Annotated in this window: 8 protein-coding genes; 6 read left to right on the forward strand and 2 right to left on the reverse strand. The window is 42.7% G+C overall.

The annotated features are described in order from the left end of the window. Window positions 1-22 precede the first annotated feature (22 nt). From F6K46_RS20245 to F6K46_RS20255, 3 genes are all read left to right on the forward strand, one after another. Entirely contained in the window at window positions 23-9,766 is a 9,744-nt protein-coding gene (locus F6K46_RS20245; RefSeq protein ID WP_293053697.1) for a hypothetical protein, read from the forward strand. Between the two features lie 7 nt (window positions 9,767-9,773). Then, complete coding sequence (locus F6K46_RS20250; RefSeq protein WP_293053699.1) at window positions 9,774-10,673, forward strand: hypothetical protein; 900 nt, start codon at window positions 9,774-9,776, stop codon at window positions 10,671-10,673. A 572-nt stretch (window positions 10,674-11,245) separates the two neighbouring features. Next, on the forward strand, window positions 11,246-13,501 hold the full coding sequence (locus F6K46_RS20255; protein WP_293053703.1) for an alpha/beta fold hydrolase: 2,256 nt from the start codon (window positions 11,246-11,248) through the stop codon (window positions 13,499-13,501). Window positions 13,502-13,739: 238 nt separating this feature from the next. Here the strand turns inward: F6K46_RS20255 and F6K46_RS20260 are convergent, their stop codons facing one another. Beyond that, window positions 13,740-14,942 (reverse strand): glycosyltransferase, encoded by a 1,203-nt coding sequence (locus F6K46_RS20260; protein ID WP_293053705.1) that lies wholly within the window; start codon window positions 14,940-14,942, stop codon window positions 13,740-13,742. A 338-nt stretch (window positions 14,943-15,280) separates the two neighbouring features. Here F6K46_RS20260 and F6K46_RS20265 point away from each other — a divergent pair, with 338 nt between their 5' ends. From F6K46_RS20265 to F6K46_RS20275, 3 genes are all read left to right on the forward strand, one after another. Beyond that, complete coding sequence (locus tag F6K46_RS20265) at window positions 15,281-15,403, forward strand: hypothetical protein (protein ID WP_293053707.1); 123 nt, start codon at window positions 15,281-15,283, stop codon at window positions 15,401-15,403. A 200-nt stretch (window positions 15,404-15,603) separates the two neighbouring features. Beyond that, window positions 15,604-16,788 carry an AAA family ATPase gene (locus F6K46_RS20270; protein ID WP_293053709.1) on the forward strand — a complete coding sequence of 395 codons (1,185 nt, stop codon included), beginning with the start codon at window positions 15,604-15,606 and terminating at the stop codon, window positions 16,786-16,788. Further along, window positions 16,788-17,363, forward strand: a complete 576-nt coding sequence (locus F6K46_RS20275) for a DUF4276 family protein (protein WP_293053711.1) — start codon at window positions 16,788-16,790, stop codon at window positions 17,361-17,363. The genes F6K46_RS20270 and F6K46_RS20275 overlap by 1 nt, the downstream gene beginning before the upstream one ends. Window positions 17,364-17,475: 112 nt before the next feature. Here the strand turns inward: F6K46_RS20275 and F6K46_RS20280 are convergent, their stop codons facing one another. Continuing rightward, window positions 17,476-18,510, reverse strand: a complete 1,035-nt coding sequence (locus F6K46_RS20280) for a sulfotransferase (protein ID WP_075898892.1) — start codon at window positions 18,508-18,510, stop codon at window positions 17,476-17,478. Window positions 18,511-18,563: the final 53 nt, after the last annotated feature.

Here is an 18,563-nt window from a genome sequence, read left to right on the forward strand (position 1 = left end):
ATCAGTCCTAGAGGTATTATTGATGCTTGCTGAATGGTATTTTTGTTGTTGTATAAGCGCCAGTTTGTCAGATACAGAAGCCTTTTTATCAATTCTGGAAACTTTAGAAAATCCAGAAACTAATCATCAGTTGCTCTATATAGCCTACGACGAACTACAGTGCATAGAAGACAGAATGCAAATTTATGCATTGCCTGCTGTACTCAAATCACTGCATCGAGAAAATCTTCCGAAAACTCTCAAAACAAAGATTAGGCAATATTTTAATTACCTAGCTGATGGCATATCCGAACAAGTAGAAGAAGCAGTCCACCAAGTTATTAACTTGGCATTGTCCAATCAGTTATATGCCAGCAAAGATATCATCAAAGTTATTAGTAAACTTATTCAAGATAGCCAAAACTTACCAGAGCGGCAGTTAATGTCCATACCTTATCTGGACTTGAAAGCGTTTTTCACAGAAACCTTTGTACTGGCAATTCTGGCGGATAAAATTGAGAATTATGAAGGATTCATTGATGAACTTATTTCAGAGTTAAATGATCAAGATGAATCAGAGTTAAATGATCAAGATAAAAATTTATCACCTATTCCTTCATTCCTGCAAGCGGCGCTGGAGTCTCAATTTGGTCGTTTAGCATTTCGGCTTTCGGCATTGATTGTTTCTCTAACATCGACTGAATCTCTGGAGAAGGTACGTTCTTTGATTGGGCAACAGGCATCTGTGGCAGCACAAGCTGAGCCAGATCTTTTACACACTTATGCTGCTGTACGGTTTGGCAATCAGAACTCTAAAGCAGCACAAGAATTATGCCAGCAAATCATTTCCGAATCGCGGACGCTGAGTGAGCTGCGTAATTTGATTCAAGAATCTCCCATACTTGATCTTGATCGCCATGTGCTTGATGCTTTATTCCGTCGAGTGGGTATTCAGAACACACCAAATCGAACGGAGGGTTTGCCGATTTTCTACTGGCAGATCACTCTATGGGAGCTGGCGGCACGGATTGATGAAGCAACAACGGCTAATGAGTTAGCAAAATTCTGGGATCCACCAACTAAGTTGCCAAACTATTTGAACGTAAGTTGTTCTATAACGGATATCACAAAACAAGTCAAAGGGCAACTTGAATCTCTTTTGGCTCTGCAAGGTTTTGAGGGAATTTCCTTAACAGTAGAAACAAAAACTAGATTTTTTATAAAGTATCAGTATCAGCGGCTTTTCTTGTCCCCCTGGATTAGATTAACAATTAACTACAACCCATATCCGACTGCAGATGAGCCAACCCTACTCGTCCGTTTGATGGGCAGTGCATTTGTCGCTATTCGGCTGCTGCAAAAGTTAGCACAGGACAAGAATAACTGGAATCAAGTTGAATTTGCAGCTCGTTTTATTGCTCATGCTTCAGATGTGACTGCCACAGTTGATAGGCGTTGCAGAAAGGGTGAAGCACCTCAACTCACACCTCCATTAATGGGACTATTTCGGTTTGCCCAGCGGCAGATTAAGTTAGTCGGTACTGGGCAATTTGAGTCAGTCGATCCTGAAATTTTTGTCGATCTTTATGATAACGAAAAATCCCGTCAAGACAAGGACTTCAACATCCCAATGGAGGAAAAGTTTTTTCTGAACTCAATTTTGCCAAAAGTCATGACTTCATGGATCACTGACGCTTACCCTAGTGCAGTCAGCCATGATCTTTCAGGGCGATGGCTCAGGATCGATCTGATTTCGTATGTTTACTCTCTCCACACCATAGAACACCACTTATTTTCAAAAAGACCGAAATTGAATAAATTTCTAGAAAGACAGAAATCTCTAGAAAGACAGAAAGCTGCCTTAGTTACCCGATTTTTGCATCCTCGTCACGATCTTTCGCTGGACGATCAGCTGGACTGGAAAACTAAACAATCTAATACTAAGAGCGGAACTACCTGGAAAGTGCATCATCGCAAACTCCTCTTGACAAATGGGTTAAACCCAAAGGACCGGTTGAGTCCAGAGGAATGGATAGAATTGCAGTGGGAGAATGACAATGTTAATTGGGGAAGCTCTCCCAGTGAGGAGTCATCGAATCGACTTGTTTACACATTAGAGCTTCTAGATGCCATCGGTTATGACCGCAATTATAAGATTGAGCCAGAAGCTTTGGAGCAAAAGTTTGATGACTTGAAGTATTATCTCAATAGTGTGGGACAGGCTAAGGAGCTAGATCGGTTTACTCGCTTGCGATTGCTGGAATTTTTGGATAGCCCAATTTTAAACGAACGCTCAAAGGAACAACTTCTAATTGCTTCTGTGCTTTTGGAATATGGCAATATCTATGAACTAAACAAACTGTTTAGACGGATTTATCGGACTGAAAACGACGATATAGAAGCTATAGATAGTGAGGATATAATATTCCAAGAAACCACCTCTGCTCGTCAAGAATTACAGATAGCCTTGTTGCCAATGATATCCAATCGTTTGGATAAAGATACAAGGGAGCAAATACATTATCAAGGTTTGATAAATGATTGGAATCAATCTCGTGACCCTCAAGATCCACGACACAAGTATCACCAGTTCCAAGACATTGAAATTTTCCGAAAATGGGTAACGAGACTCCTCTATCTCAGCAGTCTTCCCGAAAACACAGACGACTTTAGTGAACTGGGTGAAACTCTGGCAAATCTGCGTCGTGCATCATTGGAGAGACAAGCTAATACTACAATTCGAGCAAAAACGTTTGATGTAGAAATCCGAAATGACCAAAAACGACTTATTCAACCTTCCGATGAGCCGGTAATTCCAGACTGGGCAATCAAGGCTATCAATTACGATCCTAATCGCCTCACAGCCACACTATTCTACGAAGATTTTGATACTACTGGAATCACAAATTTATTTGAAAAAATTCCCCAGGAAACTCATAAACTGAGTTCTGAAAATAACTTTCCCCTTGATGTATTAGCTGTAGTAGTCGATGTAATTGAGACTGATCAAGCTAATCGGTGGAAATACACTTTCGACTGTGGGTTTAAGTTTTTTATACTATACCCCCCCTACTTATATGAGGATAAATTACAACCTGGTGATTACGTTAAGCTCTCCATCTATCAGCAGCAGGAAGATACTAAGAAGTGGTATGTAAAGGAAAGTCCAATCAAGCGATTAACACACAAGGAAACAATAGGGGATATCAAAGAAGTTATTTTTGATAAAGTCGTAAAAAAAGAGGATAATTTCCGTTTTTGGGATGCTGATATATCTCGTTATCATTGTGAACAATCCCAACCAGTAAAGCGGCCCAAAGGATTGGCTAGATTAGACGCGCAGCAAGGATGGATACCAATCGATGGGGAACTAAGGGATCTATTGTCGAAAATATTTCATTCTCAGGAGCCTAGTAAAGTTGCTGTATTGACCTTAATTAAAGAAACGAGCGGGCAATTTGGCGAGAAGGCATGGCGGTTTTCTCGTCAACCTGGAGAGAACTATCTGATTGAACAGCATTATTTTTTGGGTGATGATGCCGAGACATTAGCCCATAAGATCGAGACTTATGAAAACTGCACAGATGGGGCAGTAGGACTGCTGATATCCGTCACTCTAGACTTTGAAGCTGGTCAGGTGGGACTGAGGTTAGTAACTGATGCTGTCGATTCTGATAAAATTGGCAGGTTTTACCCTAATTTAAGCAGTCCCTTTGATGATCGCAACATTCAGTGGCGTGGATTGTTCGATCGATTAGAGCAATTAAATGAACGAGCAATAGCTGAAAACGACAACAAAGGTAACTGGTTCTTTCGTATTCCAGACAAAGTAGTTATTCCTGGTTATCCTGATCAAATCAAAGTTAAGTGGGCTGATAATAATAAGAGACCTTCATACAAACAACAAAATGCAGATATGCTCAACCCTCGGTGGGATGAAGCCACAGGGCAAAGTCCTACTGTGATAGCTGAACTGCCTCCATATCACAAAATTAGCCTTCAAAATGGAGACTGGGCTGCTTTCCTTCAACGATGGCTCAACCTGCCAGAAAAAAAGTACATCGAAGCAGGACCTCGTATTACACTCGACGAACGAGCGTTGGGATGGCTTGATCGAGAAGGAGATGGATTTGTTCCCTGTCTCACAAGTGAAAAACTGCGAGTATGGGTGCAAGCTGCATCCCTGACAATGCTTCCCCTGGAACATCGGGATAAACCTAATATTGGCGAAAATCGAGAGGCAGAAATTTTCTGGATAGAATGGCGTTATTATGAAAACAATACTCCTAAAGTCAACAACGTCACCATTCCCCCTAATGCCATCAACAATAATAAGTGTATAGGTATTCTGACGAATGTAGCCGATCCTAAACAGGGAACCCAGTGTCAAGTGGTTTGGGAAGTCAGGGAAGGTAAGCCTGAGGAGCAGGGGCTACAGATTGATAATCTTGACGAACTTCGTATTGATTCTGGCTACAAGATTATTGGTGAACGATGTCATGGTGAATGGATATTTCACATTAAGGAACCCCACATTCGCGCCAGAGCACTATGGTCGCTCAAACCTTGGAAAAGTGGTAAATCAAACGAGCTATACTATCTGGGGACAGTGGATTCTAGGGATGGAAAGCATTTGGAAGTTGCAGAGTCACAGTCAAAACCTGGTGAACTAGTGTGCTTACCCCATCGACCTAAAGAGCATGATCATCTAGCGATAGGTAAAGAAAACGAATCTAAAGAACTGAGGTTTAAAGAAAATACCTTCTGGAAAGACAATCGTACAAGCAATACTGCCCGTCCTCGATCCTATTGTGATGAACTCTCCTCTGAGTACCGACGAGTAATCCTCAACTTTAATGAGCAATTGTTGGTCGGTCATTGTCAAGCAGGAAGAAGCGATAGCAGTGTCACGGTTCGTCGGATTGGATTATTGGGCGAGCAACGAGAGGATAATAAATATGTATTGCGACGCCGCTTTGATTTGCGTCCCATTCGTGATAGTAAACGTGAGATTAAACAACAAGACACGAGTAGTGACAGCAATGTGTGGCGACAAAAACTAAAAGACTACTTCCGACAACCACCTAAACCTCTGAAAGCAACCTTTGCTAAACACAAGAATAAATATGGGTTTTGGCTTGCTAAGGATGACCAGGATGAGATCCGAGTTCCAGAAGAAGGTTCCAACGGTCGTAAATGGACGCTGTGGGTACCACTAGCACCAGATCAGGGTACATTTATCATAGAAGGTAAATATTCAGATCAAGCTAGGATCTGTTTACGGCAAGAACCGGAAAAAATATCGGCATCCTGTCGCTCAGTGCCACCCATGACTCTTGAAGAATTCAGAGTCCATCACTGTGAAGCACCTGCCTTAGATTCTAAGGTATTTCTGAAAGATAAAGATATACATCTATATTATGTAGGTCCTGTAGATTCTGAAGACCTACATAATCTCAACGAGGAGACAGAAATAGTTCACCGTTTTGAAATGGGATATGGAGAAACTTTACAAGTTCCAGAAAGTCAACTGGAATTTAATGACAGCCCATTCAGTAAATCTAAGTTCTCTCTATTTTATGGCGATCTAGTTAAAGTTATTTCTTTTAAAGAAAAGCAGATCAATGAAGCTGAAGAACAAAAAAACCAGTATATCATCAATATTAAAGGTCTCCAGTGGTCTGAAGCACGACAACTTTATTCCCAGAGAACCAAATATCAAATTGTCCACCTCCTTCACCTAAACATCTCCAAAGACAAGAAAGACAAGCCAAAGTTAGACATTTCCTATATTGATGGTTTTAACGAAAACGCGATCGCTGAGAAGCGCAAGTTTGAAACCAAGAAATTCCGTGCCTACCTCACCCCTGAGAGCCGAAAAAGATTATTGGAAAATCGGTATCAAGAATGGCTGGATAATGAAAAACAAGATCCTGTAATTTTTGGACGCTTAGATGAGGAGGGTTTTAGGAACAGTAATGGTAGAGCTATCTATTTTGAGCATGTGCAATTATCATTTATCGAATCCTCAAATGGTGCCTGTTTGCTTGAGGGTGATTTAGTCTTCCTGATGGCAGACAAAATCATCAAATCGGGCAAAAACGATATGGCGCTGACCCTCAAGCCCCCAAGAGGATTTGATCCAAAAGATGTTGGCAAAGATGCGGAGAAGCTAAGGGTATTGCGACGGAGTTTCTCAGTTCGAGAAAATATTCTTAAGCAGGTTGATGAAACAAAGGGTGAAGACTATTTTAAAGATGATATGCTATTAATAAAACTCTTTAAAAGAGATAAGAAAAGCATGACATCCCTTTTGCTTCTGGAAGACAACAAACTTCCAACTCGTAAAGCATCGGCACTGAAAGGAGCGGTTTCAAATCTTGGCAGTGCAGGACTCTTGGCAACGATCGTAAAAGCAGAAGACCAAGGGCTAGTGCAAATTGAATACAAGCCTGGAGTGTTCATTCAACTGAAGCACGATGAGATTCAAGAAAGACCCGACAAGCTACTAAGAGGTACTGTTGTTCGCATTGAACTTTCTCAGGGTTCCTTACGCATCACCCGTGCAGCATTTGGAGATACTGAGTATGTTTCAAAGGACATTCGTCCTGTCGTGGTGCTGCCAACAAACAATGTGCAGCGAATTGAACCGAAAAACTGGCTAAGTAACAGCAGCTTTACAATTGGTGGATTGCCAAATATTATTGCTCGTCCCGGTAGCTATGACAAAAATCAGTCGAGAAACAGCCTATCTGAAGAAATAAACGATTTAATGGCGACAAATCATCCCAAGATCATGGGCTTAGCCAAAAACCCAGATGACAAATACCGAATTGCGCCCCTCTCCAATACATTCCCCTACGGTTGGCTAGTCAGAACCGAAAATAGTTTAACAGTTCAGTACAAGCTTTTGAGTTCCGAGCCTGAAACTTCAGCAAATTCTAACCTCTCTTGGCATTTACTCTCCTTCGCAGACGAATCGGTACAAAAAATTATCGAACGAGCTGATACAGAAAAGTGGCGTTATCACGACAACGAAACATTTACTTGGGTTCCAGAAATCCAAGACTTTAACTTTGAGGAGCTGCCCGATCGCAATCACAGCGTTTGGACCGGACCAATTTTTTTCGAATCCTATCACCAACAACTGAAACTGCGGTACACTCAATCAAAGTTTCGGACATTTGGGTTTCCAGTTGAGGAGTTAATTTATGCACTGAACCAACGAGGTGGATCGAGTTCTTATCCAGTAGCAGGAATTTCTAAATCTTCAGAGCCAAGTCTGTGGATTGAACTAGCACCAGGACGCCTGGTCGAGCTACCAGTCCAACTCATTGTCTGGCGTTCCGGTGTAAACGATAAACTGAAATCTCTGGCCGACTTGATGTACTGGCAGGGATTTGCACCGGGGGATCGGGTTGAGCTGGAACTGGTTTCCACCGATCCCCTAAGCATTGATCGAGTTGCTTTAAAAAACTGGATACCTGGTCCCCGCAATGGGTTCGGATTAGCTCGCCACCATGCTATCGAACCACTTCGTTGCTTTTTACCAGTCCTGGAGCCTCCAGACGAAAAGCAAGGAGAAATAACCCTTGGCTGCGGTGAATTTAAACTCAAACTGCCCTTTGCCGAGCAAAATACCAACTGGCGGATGGTGTGCTTAACTCTCCAAAATAATGGTATGGAAGGTATTCCGGCAACATCTGAGCCCGCAGATGATCAGCTTAAACGCAATGATATTGTGCTTCTGGGAATTGACGCTCAAGACAACGTCACTGTTTTAGGTTTTGAGACAATGACACCCTTACTTGACCGAAAAAAGGCAAAATCCTGGAAAAATCATCCGATTACTGGTGGATTAGTTCGTCAACAGCAGGAAAAATTTTTACTTGAATCGGATCAGATAAAAAATTGGATTCGTATAGCTGGTGGAGCTTTACCAGTCACTGTTGAAGGTTGTCACAAAAGTCAAAACCAGCATCTGCTATACTTTTCAATGCGCTATCAGCAAGATGCCGGGTTAATTGATCCGGGTTGTATCAGCCTAGCTCGGTTTGTGGGTCTCTTACCCGATCGATACATGGCTATGTTGCGATGTGGTGGTGGGTTAATTCCGCTGCCCATGAAACAGATTTTTCCTGGACTCGATAAATCCCTTTACCTTACGGCTGTGGAACAATTGAAACAAGCTCAAGTTTCTATCTGGTTACGCCGAGAGGAGAATAGCAAATTTAAGGTTGGATTCAACGATGAGTCTAGAAACCAAGACATTTTTGTCAAATCTTTAGACATGGTCTTACAAAAGGACGGTGAGGAAGACCCTGGATTAATCTGCCAATCTGTTGAGACAAGCAACCTCTACTGGTTTCCGATTAAGCAAGCAGCATGGACAACTCTATCAGTTGAAGAGTTTCGTCGTGTATTTGATAAAAAGGGATTATTTAAGGTAAGAAAAATAGAAACACATCTTCCCCGAAGAGTATACGTTTCTGTACTCGCTGTTCCCGATGTATCTGCAGAGTCTAAGAAACTGAGTGTTGGCAAAGCACTGCAAGTGAAGGTATTGGAGAAGAAGGTATTGGAGAATACTGAGACAGTTAATAAAGGCGAACAGCGATATCTGGTAGAATCGTTAACGACCCAAGCTATTCTAGACTGTGAAATCTACGATGACCAATCTCTACAGCCGGGAGATGTGCTTTCTGTTGAAGTTGTAAGGCACATTAAAGGAGATCCAAAGTTAATTACGGTTGTCCCAGTTGGTAAAAAGCGAAAGTTTTTAGACCTACCTACCTGGATGACCAAGCAACTTCGCGATCCTGGACTGAAACGGCTATCGTTAAGCAACTATACAAAATGGAGACAAAGTGAACAGTTAATGAGTTCTAAAGATGATTATAGTAATCATCTCAATCGACTCCTCTGTCATTATTATAATGATGCCTATGGAGCCTATGGAAAAGAAGCTCGAAATAGCGAACCTGCCGAAAAACAGCTTAAAACAGCGAAGCAGTGGAAGAAGGACAATGGCTCAAAACCTGAAATTAATGCAGCATTTGCGATCATGGCGATACTTCTACTGGACAACCATGAAGAGACGAAACGAGAGGCTTACACATTAGCACAAAACTTAGGACGACGAGCGCTTCGTAGCCTACATATCGAAGTTTTATACCAGCGATGGTTGAGTGACAAAGAAAATCGACAACGGGATGATGCTCTGTGGCAACGCCTTAAGCAACTGGAGACTGGTAAACACTTACACAGTCCTCTAAAAGAAAACAGCTCCTATTTAATTAAACAATTTTGTAATGCTGTGGAAATGCGATATGATCAACAACTTATACCTATTGCCCAGAGTTTATCTGCGGCCTTAGGGGAGTTATCCGACACTGTAGAGCTTCAAAAAAATGCTTTTATAACAAATCAATTAATCGACCTTGGCCGCACTTTATATTCTTCAGGGTTTTCATCATCAAAGTTACAAGATTTTCACAGGGAAAAATTACAGGATATTTTGAATTCAATCGATAGCCAAGGATTGGATGTAACACTCCTAGATCCACTAAGTTCACATCTAAAGATAGATAATTCACAAAATCAAGAAAATTACGATGTGCTAGCTGAATTATTTCCACAAAAACAAGCAGAGGCCGATCGGATCAGCTGGGTCTTCCAGCAAATCGAGGACTTAGAGGAATTGAGTGACAACTATATTTCTATTCAAGAACACACTAAAAAAATACAAGACCGCTTCCAACACATTCATAAACTATTAGATCAGTAAACAAGTTATGGAAAATATGACAACTGATTTTGAGAAAATTGAGCAAGAGCTAGAGCAACTAAGAAGTCGTTTTTCAAATGCAGCTCGAGTTTTGAAAAACTTAGATGAGATTCAAAGCCAATTTGAAAATCTTGCTGAGACCTACACAAAATTAAAAGAATATGTTGAAAAAGTTTCACAGTTCAATTCAGAATCAAAGGAGATAAGAAAGGATATAAGGCAAGCCCAGAAAAGTTTTGAGCAGCGTTTCTCTGAACTGACAGAGAGCCATGAGCGAGAACAGGAAAATTTTCAGCAGTGTTTCTCTGAACTGACAGAGGGCCATGAGCGAGAACAGGAAAATTTTGAGGAATTAAAATCAGAATCAAAGGAGATAATCAAGGGAATCACCGAAGCCCAGAAAAGTTTTGAGCAGCGTTTCACTGAACTGACAGAAAGCCATGAGCAAGCACAGGAAAGTTTTGAGCAGCGTTTTACTGAACTGACAGAGGGCCATGAGCAAGCCCAGAAAAGTTTTGAGCAGCGTTTTACTGAGCTTAGGAATAATAATCAGCTGCAAGTTGACAACCTGGAGTCAGAACTATTGAAAGCCCAAACTAAATTAAAGGCCAATAGTGAACAGCTCCAAAACCTTCAGTATTCTCTGAATACTATCGAAAAAAAAGTTCATGATTTTAAGAAACTTAACAAACAAGAAATCAAAAGGATATGGTATACTATGATACCTTTATTTATTTTATGCTTGTTTATTGCCGCTTGGCCTGGGCTTAAGAGGTTGTTTGAGAAGTCTAATTTGCTACATCCAAGCCCCCTAAATCCCCCGAGCGAGCAATCCCTCGCTCGGGGGACTTTTAGAAGCCAATTGACTCTTCCCCCCAAGCGAGCAATCCCTCGCTTGGGGGGCTAGGGGGGCAAAATGCAGTATCAAAAAACTTTTCAGATATCCTTTAAGTAGCCTCCTGAAGATATAGCGTCAGCTGTCAGCTTAAAATAAACCTTCCGTAGCATGCCCATCCCACAAACGCTCGAATTTAATACTTCGAGATTACGCTGTCGCCTATTGAAATGATCTTTGATTAAATCAGACTAAGTGTTGCAGAAATTATAAAAAAAAGCTAAACTAGTTTAGTTTAATAAGTAAGGTTTGCTATATTAGTTAACGTTTGCTGTTACATCTGAGCAATCATCGCTCCCGCACGTAAGCCAATCAGCAACCGGGAAATCAGCGTTGCTCAATCTTTGAATGAATATTCGTAGAGTGGGCATCCTGCCCGCCCGGAAATATAGCGATGCAGCGCGGTCTTGGGGAGGCAGTGCCGCCAAAGGGGGTCTCCCCCATGAGCGACTGCCGTGGTTTCCCCCACTCGCGCTTTGCATCAAGACATTGAAACTGGCAAGATGCCAGTTCCACGCAAGATGCCTATTCTACCTCACTGTTAAAATCATTCCATTATTAAGCAACGCTGGGAAATCAGGGATGTGTTAGAACCGAGTACTCGCCAACCCAAACAACTACCAAAACAATTACCCAAACAACTATTCATAAATGGCCAACAGCCCAAGCTTCAGCCGGTGGCATTTATGTTTCCAGGACAGGGAGCACAATATGTCAATATGGGGCTGGAACTAACCCATGAAATATCAACATTTCGTGTACTGATTGATCGATGCTCAGAACTCCTCAAACCCCATCTGGGCATTGACCTGCGCCATGTACTCTACCCAAAGCAGGAACAGACTAATCAGGCCACAGAGCAACTGAAACAGACTACTATTACCCAGCCAGCCCTGTTTGTGATCGAGTACGCCCTAGCTCAGTTATGGATGTCGTGGGGAGTCCGTCCCCAAGCCATGATCGGTCACAGTATTGGTGAATATGTGGCAGCCTGTGTAGCTGGGGTCTTTTCCTTAGAGGATGCATTATCTCTGGTTGCCCTTCGAGGGCAGATGATGCAACAACTGCCTGCTGGCTCCATGCTTGCTGTTCCTTTACCAGAACAAGAGGTGCAATCCCTGCTAGGTCAGGAACTATCCTTAGCAGTGATTAACGGGCCATCCCAATCCGTGATTTCTGGTCCTACTGATGCGATCGCATTATTACAAAACCAATTGGATCAACAAGGGGTAGAGTACCGCAGGCTACATACCTCCCATGCCTTTCATTCCAAGATGATGGAACCGATCTTGGACTCCTTCACCAACCAGGTAAAACAGGTTAGTCTCAAGCCTCCACAAATTCCCTACCTATCTAATGTTACTGGCACTTGGATTACAGCGGAGCAAGCAGTCAATCCAGGCTATTGGGCTCAGCATCTGCGGCAAACTGTGCGATTTTCTCAAGGTGTGCAACAGCTGTTGAAACAACCAGAGACCATCCTGCTAGAAGTAGGGCCTGGGCGAACCTTGAGCACATTAACTAAACGACACTCTCAGAAAGCCGTTGAGCAGCTGGTGCTAACGTCAGTACGTCATCCACGACAGGAGCAATCGGATCTAAGCTTCTTGCTCACTACCGTAGAACAGCTCAGGGAAGCCGGTGTATCAGTGGATTGGGATGGATGCCATGGTCAAACACCTGACCAGCAAGACATCCCAAGGCACAAGGGCCAAGAAGATGATGCCCAAAAAGACAACAGTACTCTGCTAGCCCCTGACCAACCTCAGCCAGAGTCATCCAACACCGTTGTTGCTCCCCGAGATGACTTAGAACGTCAACTGACCAAGATTTGGGAAAACGTCTTAGGAATCAAATCTATCAGTGTTACAGATAACTTCTATGACCTAGGAGGAGACTCTTTCCTAGCCGTGCGCCTGTTTGCTGAGATTGAGAAGGTTTTCCAGAAAAAACTGCCCTTAGCTTCTCTGCTGATGGCTCCAACTGTAGCCCAATTAGCAAACCAGCTGCGCCAAGACCAAGGAGCAGCACCTTGGTCTTCAGTAGTACCAATTCAGCCCAATGGTTCCAAGCCCCCTCTATTTTGTATTCATGGAGCCGGTGGTAACATTCTCAGCTTTCGAGATTTGGCACGTTATTTAGGTTCAGAGCAACCCTTTTATGGACTCCAATCATTAGGTCTCGATGGCAAACAGACTCCCCTGACCACAGTTGAGGATATGGCTCGCTGCTACCTCCAGGAAATACGTACTATTCAGCCCAACGGTCCCTATTTTCTGTCAGGATACTGCTTTGGAAGTAAGATTGCTCTGGAAATTGCTCAACTGCTCCGCTTAGACGGTGAAACAGTTGCTCTGCTAGCTCTACTTGAACCTAGTCCTGTTGAATTCTCCACAAATGAAAACCAACGTCCCTATCAACGTAGCTATAGTGACCGATTAAAGGGACTGTTTGAGCGATTGATTCATAGAGGTTTTCAAGACGTAATCAAACAGCAATTCCTAAAGCTTATTTCTAAGTTATATCAGTTCCTTGGGATTTCCTTACCGCAATCTCTCCAAATCATCAAAGTCCAAGAAGCTAACACCTTCGCTTCACAAAATTATGTGGCCAAACGCTACTATCCAAACCCAGTAACAATGTTCTTGACCAGTGAGCGGATTTCCCAGTCTCCAGAACTCCAAAAAGGCTGGATAGAGTTAGTTACTGGAAACCTGGAAATCCTGGAAATCTCTGGTAAGCACTTAGATGACCAACCAGGGAGTTTTCTCAAAGACCCCCATGTAGAGCTACTAGCTCAGAAAATTAGGGCTTCTATAGATCAGGTAATTGTTAGTTAATTTTTATAGCAAGGGAAGTATAGTTTAGGACACAGTATTTTGTTTTAAAGGGAACAGGGAACAGGGAACAGGGAACAGAAATATGTTTTAAGCTTTACTTCGACTGCTATAATTAATTGTTAAGTTAAACCTAAGCATTCAGCCGTGAGCTTTTGGCTCACGCTACGCGAACAGCTGTCAGCCGTCAGCTTTTGGGCAATAGCTGATAGCTGATAGCTGATAGCTGATAGCTGATAGCTTACGAATTGATAACTTCCTGATATAGACTCAACATTTGTTCACCGATTATCTCCCATGACCAATTCTCTGAGACTATCACTCGTCCTTTAAGTCCCATAGATATGCGTTTTTCCCCATTAGTTGCTAACTGCAACAGTGCTTGATCTAAATCATTGATCACTTGGGATAGGTTATCGACAGGCACTTTAATTCCCCAGTCTTGTTGAACCATCAACGAGGGTCCACCAATATCGAGACAAACCACAGGTCTACCAGACGCCATTGCTTCCAACACCACCGTCGGCCAATGATCATGGAAGCTCGGATGCATTAACACGTCCACCTCTGCCATCCGTTGTAAGACCTGATCACGGGAAAGCTTCCCCCAAAAACGTACAGCATCACCGCATCCAAGGTCTTTAGCTAATTTCTGTAGTCCCTCCTTTTCAGGACCATCACCAATCAGCCAGTATTCACTAGTGGGGTGTTCACGATGGAACTGGGCAAAGGCACGGATGCCCAATGCAAACCCTTTCCAACCCAAAAATCTCCCGATACTGACCACTCGAAATGGTTCTTCCTGGCGCTGGGGCAGTTGAGCTAATCTCTCAATATCCTTTTGATTAAGACCAAAGGGAGGAAAAGCCTTAACTGGTAAATTATCTGACCATTGGCTCGCTTCCCGAGATAGAATTAATTGGGCGCGAGAAGCCACACACCACTGGGTAAAGCGACCTAGGACATTCATCGACACCATCCGAATCCTTTCCATCATGGCCGATTTTAGGGATAATGTCTTCAAGAGTACCGAAGGAATTTTATCTTTAGCGCCACCATTCCAAATCAAGGGCACACCTAGCCAGCCTATCCATGTCGGCAACCAGGAATTTTGATAGGTAACATGATGAACCAAATCAAACCCAATTTCGTCCTGGAGTTTTTTGGCCACAAAAAATGCTCTAATCTGCCAGGCGATATAGTACAAATAATGGGACAATCCTGAATTACGAGACCCTTCAGACATTGCTACAAAGATAAAGGTGACATTGTCTAAAGGTGAATGAGACAATTCCTGTTCAATCTGAGATTGATCAGTTATGTTAGTGAGCACCCAACACTTATGGCTATGGTTCTTAGCTATTTGTTTTACGACATTCCAACCTATACCATATTCAGACCCTCTTACTGGGGAACAGCCATAAGCATAAATCAGGATATTCATGATTTTTTTTCCCTGATTAATTCAGCTGATAATTAGTAACATTTTAACAGACTTAGGCGTCTTAGTAGGGAGCATGTTACCCTTGTAATTAGGTAAATTGATCCCCTCCGATCACAGGATAGACGATTCTGAAGCACCATAGATAGGACTTACGAAGTTAGTTGGTTTTGCCCCCCTGCCCCCCAAGCGAGGGATTGCTCGCTTGGGGGGTAATGATGTCAAAGTCCCCCATAATTGGGGGATTTAGGGGGCTTTGCGTAAGTCGTGATAGACATATCCAACGGTAGGTTAGTACTCACGAAAAACAGAGCTAGCCTTGATAACCTGATTGGGCTGTAATGGCTGTATGCCAGACTTGGGAACAGTCAGCGGAGATTAATCTAGGGGTGGTGGCGGCGGAGTTGAAGCAAGTGGATCGCAATTTGGTAGAAATTGATGCCACGATCGAGGGGATTTTGTGATTAGTTAGGGATGGATGGGTGCATGTCAGTTTTGTTAATCCCTGATTCAGATCCCCCGTTTCCCTTAATAAGGGGGACTTTTCAATCTAATTCCCCCCTTTTTTAAGGGGGGTTAGGGGGGATCTATGTACCTAATTACAAATTTGACATGCTCCCGGGATGGATGCTCCTTAAATGTTTGTTTAGGTAAATCATAGACTATGAAAATCCTTACCATAAAAATTAAAAACTATCGTGTATTTGAAAACCTGGAAATCAAAAATATTCCCGCATTTTTTGTTATCGTTGGTGCAAATGGTACCGGTAAATCAACCCTATTTGACATATTTGGTTTTATCCACGATGCTCTCAAAAATAATATTCGTCAAGCTCTCCGAGTTCGTGGCGGTTTCAATGAAGTTATCACCCGAGGCAAAGAGCAAGAAGATATCGAAATAGAACTTCAGTTCCGTATTAAAATTCTAGGAAATGAGCGCCTGGTTACCTATATTTTGATCATTGGACAGGAGAAGAAAAGACCGTTAATAAAACGAGAAATTCTGCGTTATAAACGTGGCGCACACGGTAACCCTTTTCATTTTATAGACTTTCGAAAAGGAAAAGGATACGCTATTATTAACGAAGAAAACTTTGACCAAGCTGACACAAAACTACAACGGGAAGAACAACAACTTGAATCCAGCGACATTTTAGCCATAAAAGGCTTAGGACAATTCCAACGCTTCAAAGCCGCCAGTGCCTTTCGTTCCCTGATCGAAAACTGGCATGTTTCCGACTTTCATATCAGTGAAGCTAGAGGCAGCAAAGACGCACTCTATGCTGAACACCTCTCCCCCAAAGGAGATAATATGGCATTAGTAGCCCAATACATCTATCAAGAACATCCCGAAATATTCGAGAAAATTCTCCAGCGAATGCAAGAACGAGTCCCCGGCATTTCCAAAGTAGAAGCCAAAAATACTGAAGACGGCAGACTAATCCTAAAATTTCAAGATCAAGCCTTTAAAGACCCCTTTATCGATCGCTATGTTTCCGATGGCACCATGAAAATGTTTGCCTATTTAATATTGCTCTTCGATCCTAAGCCTCACCCTCTACTCTGTGTCGAAGAACCCGAAAACCAACTTTACCCCAGCCTTTTACATGAACTCGCCGAAGAATTTGCCAGCTATGCCCATCATGGTGGCCAGGTCTTTGTCTCTACCCACTCCCCTGACTTTTTAAATGCCGTTCCCTTAGAGAGCATCTTTTGGCTCACCAAAGAAAATGGGATCACCAAATGCTCAAGGGCTAAAGATGACCCAACCCTTGTCAATCTAGTCGAAGCTGGAGACTTACCTGGCTATCTCTGGAGTCAAGGCTGGTTTCAAGGAGTTGCCCCCTAATGAGTTACGACCTGATTTTTATGCTAGAAGAACCCTCCATGAAAAACGTTTTAGAGCAACTCCTACCGAAAATTATCCCCAATGAAATCACCTATCTTTGTAGTACCCACCAAGGCAAACAGGACTTATGGAAATCTATTCCCAATAAAATTAAAGCCTTTCAATATAGTCCCGACACTAGATTCATTATCGTCCATGACCAAGACTCCCATGATTGCAAAAAACTCAAATCCGAACTATTAGAAATTTGTCAAACTGCCGGAAAAGACAATAATGTGATGATTCGGATCGTCTGCCATGAATTAGAATCCTGGTTCTTAGGAGACTTAGCCGCAGTCGAAAAAGCCTATAACAGGAAACCTAATAGCCTCAGTAAACAACAAAGTAAACAGAAATACCGTAACCCCGATCAGCTTAATTCTGCCAAACAAGAGCTTAAACGTTTAGTTAAGGAATACTATCCAGGAAGCGATTCTAAAAAAATTGCACCCCATTTATCTTTAACTGACAATACATCCCACAGTTTTCAAGTCTTTATTAAAGGTATTAAACATCTCCTAGAAGTATCACCATGATCAAATCCGGTTGGGTGCATTTCCTAAAAGCTGTTTGACACTCCTGCTCCCTGCTCCCTGCTCCCTGCTCCCTGCTCCCTAAAACCCAAGACCTTAATAGCAGGGTTACCATCTACAAGCGTCTGCGAATCGCTTCTACAATGTTTCGGGTTCGGTCAAGATTCATTAACAAAGCTAGGGTCAATTTTACAGGTAAAAATGCCCAGCTTAATGCTAACATCAAGGGGTTGGGCTTCATCGAAGCATAGGAGTAACCATGCTTGAGCATGTTAGTATAGGTTACTTGCTGGCAAATATGAATCTCTGTCACAGAAAGTCCCCCACGCCGCCATTTTCCAGTGGTATTGGGGTCAATCCCCCGACGTTTTGGTGTGATTTGCTTATGGGATGAGACACCGCCCTCATTTTGAGGAACGTCCAACATTTGAGGTTGGAACTCCAGACCTAGAAACTGGCAAATTTGTTCCACCGTCTGCTCTGGATTTGTTACCAAATCTTCAAATCTCACCGTACGACATCGGGGATGATTGGCAAACTTTTCAGCAGCGTTAATCGAGGCATTCCAAAGTTTTGAGATGGTAAAGGGATGATAATTGCACCAAGACCGGAAGGCTTCTCGATAGGGAATATTCTTGGCACCCAGGAATTTGATTCGCCACTTATATTTTTGTGAAAGCAGTACGTCTCGGGGGTCACGAACCATATTAATAATCCGGCTTTCGGGATAAAGCTCTAGGATTTCAGCTATGTATAAAACATTGCGCGGAGTTTGCTCACAAGGAATCTTCTTACCGTTTTTGCCAGCTTTGTATCCCAAAAATACCTTAAAGACATCCCCAGAGGTGAGCTTTTGCTCCGGAAACTGGGAAATAATTGCTTTGGCTTCTTCACTAAAGTCACTGGGATCCCCTGGACGCAGAACATCACTATGCTGAATTGATAGGAGGCGAGCGGCTAGCTGTTCTGCTTCTGCCTGAGTCAGGTAAGAGGCTCGATGTTCCTCGGACCATAACTGCTCAAAAAAATGGAGTTCCTCAAAGGTGAAAACCTCTGAATTTAATCCCAAGATTAGACCCATCAGAGTAGTTCCACTACGGGAGTTTTCCACTACAAATATTTGTTCTACTCTTGGTTGATGATCAATCATGATGGGCTGATGGGGTGATAGGGTGATGGGGGAATTGCCAACAGTATGATAAG

Source organism: Moorena sp. SIO3E8, from assembly GCF_010692445.1.
GTDB lineage: Bacteria > Cyanobacteriota > Cyanobacteriia > Cyanobacteriales > Coleofasciculaceae > Moorena > Moorena bouillonii.

Excerpts from the sequence above, each read along its gene's own strand:
- F6K46_RS20245 (WP_293053697.1), top strand. The coding sequence starts at position 23 with ATGCTTGCTGAATGGTATTTTTGTTGTTGTATAAGCGCCAGTTTGTCA.
- F6K46_RS20250 (WP_293053699.1), top strand. The coding sequence starts at position 9,774 with ATGGAAAATATGACAACTGATTTTGAGAAAATTGAGCAAGAGCTAGAG.
- F6K46_RS20260 (WP_293053705.1), bottom strand. The coding sequence starts at position 14,942 with ATGAATATCCTGATTTATGCTTATGGCTGTTCCCCAGTAAGAGGGTCT.
- F6K46_RS20265 (WP_293053707.1), top strand. The coding sequence starts at position 15,281 with ATGGCTGTATGCCAGACTTGGGAACAGTCAGCGGAGATTAATCTAGGG.
- F6K46_RS20270 (WP_293053709.1), top strand. The coding sequence starts at position 15,604 with ATGAAAATCCTTACCATAAAAATTAAAAACTATCGTGTATTTGAAAAC.
- F6K46_RS20275 (WP_293053711.1), top strand. The coding sequence starts at position 16,788 with ATGAGTTACGACCTGATTTTTATGCTAGAAGAACCCTCCATGAAAAAC.
- F6K46_RS20280 (WP_075898892.1), bottom strand. The coding sequence starts at position 18,510 with ATGATTGATCATCAACCAAGAGTAGAACAAATATTTGTAGTGGAAAAC.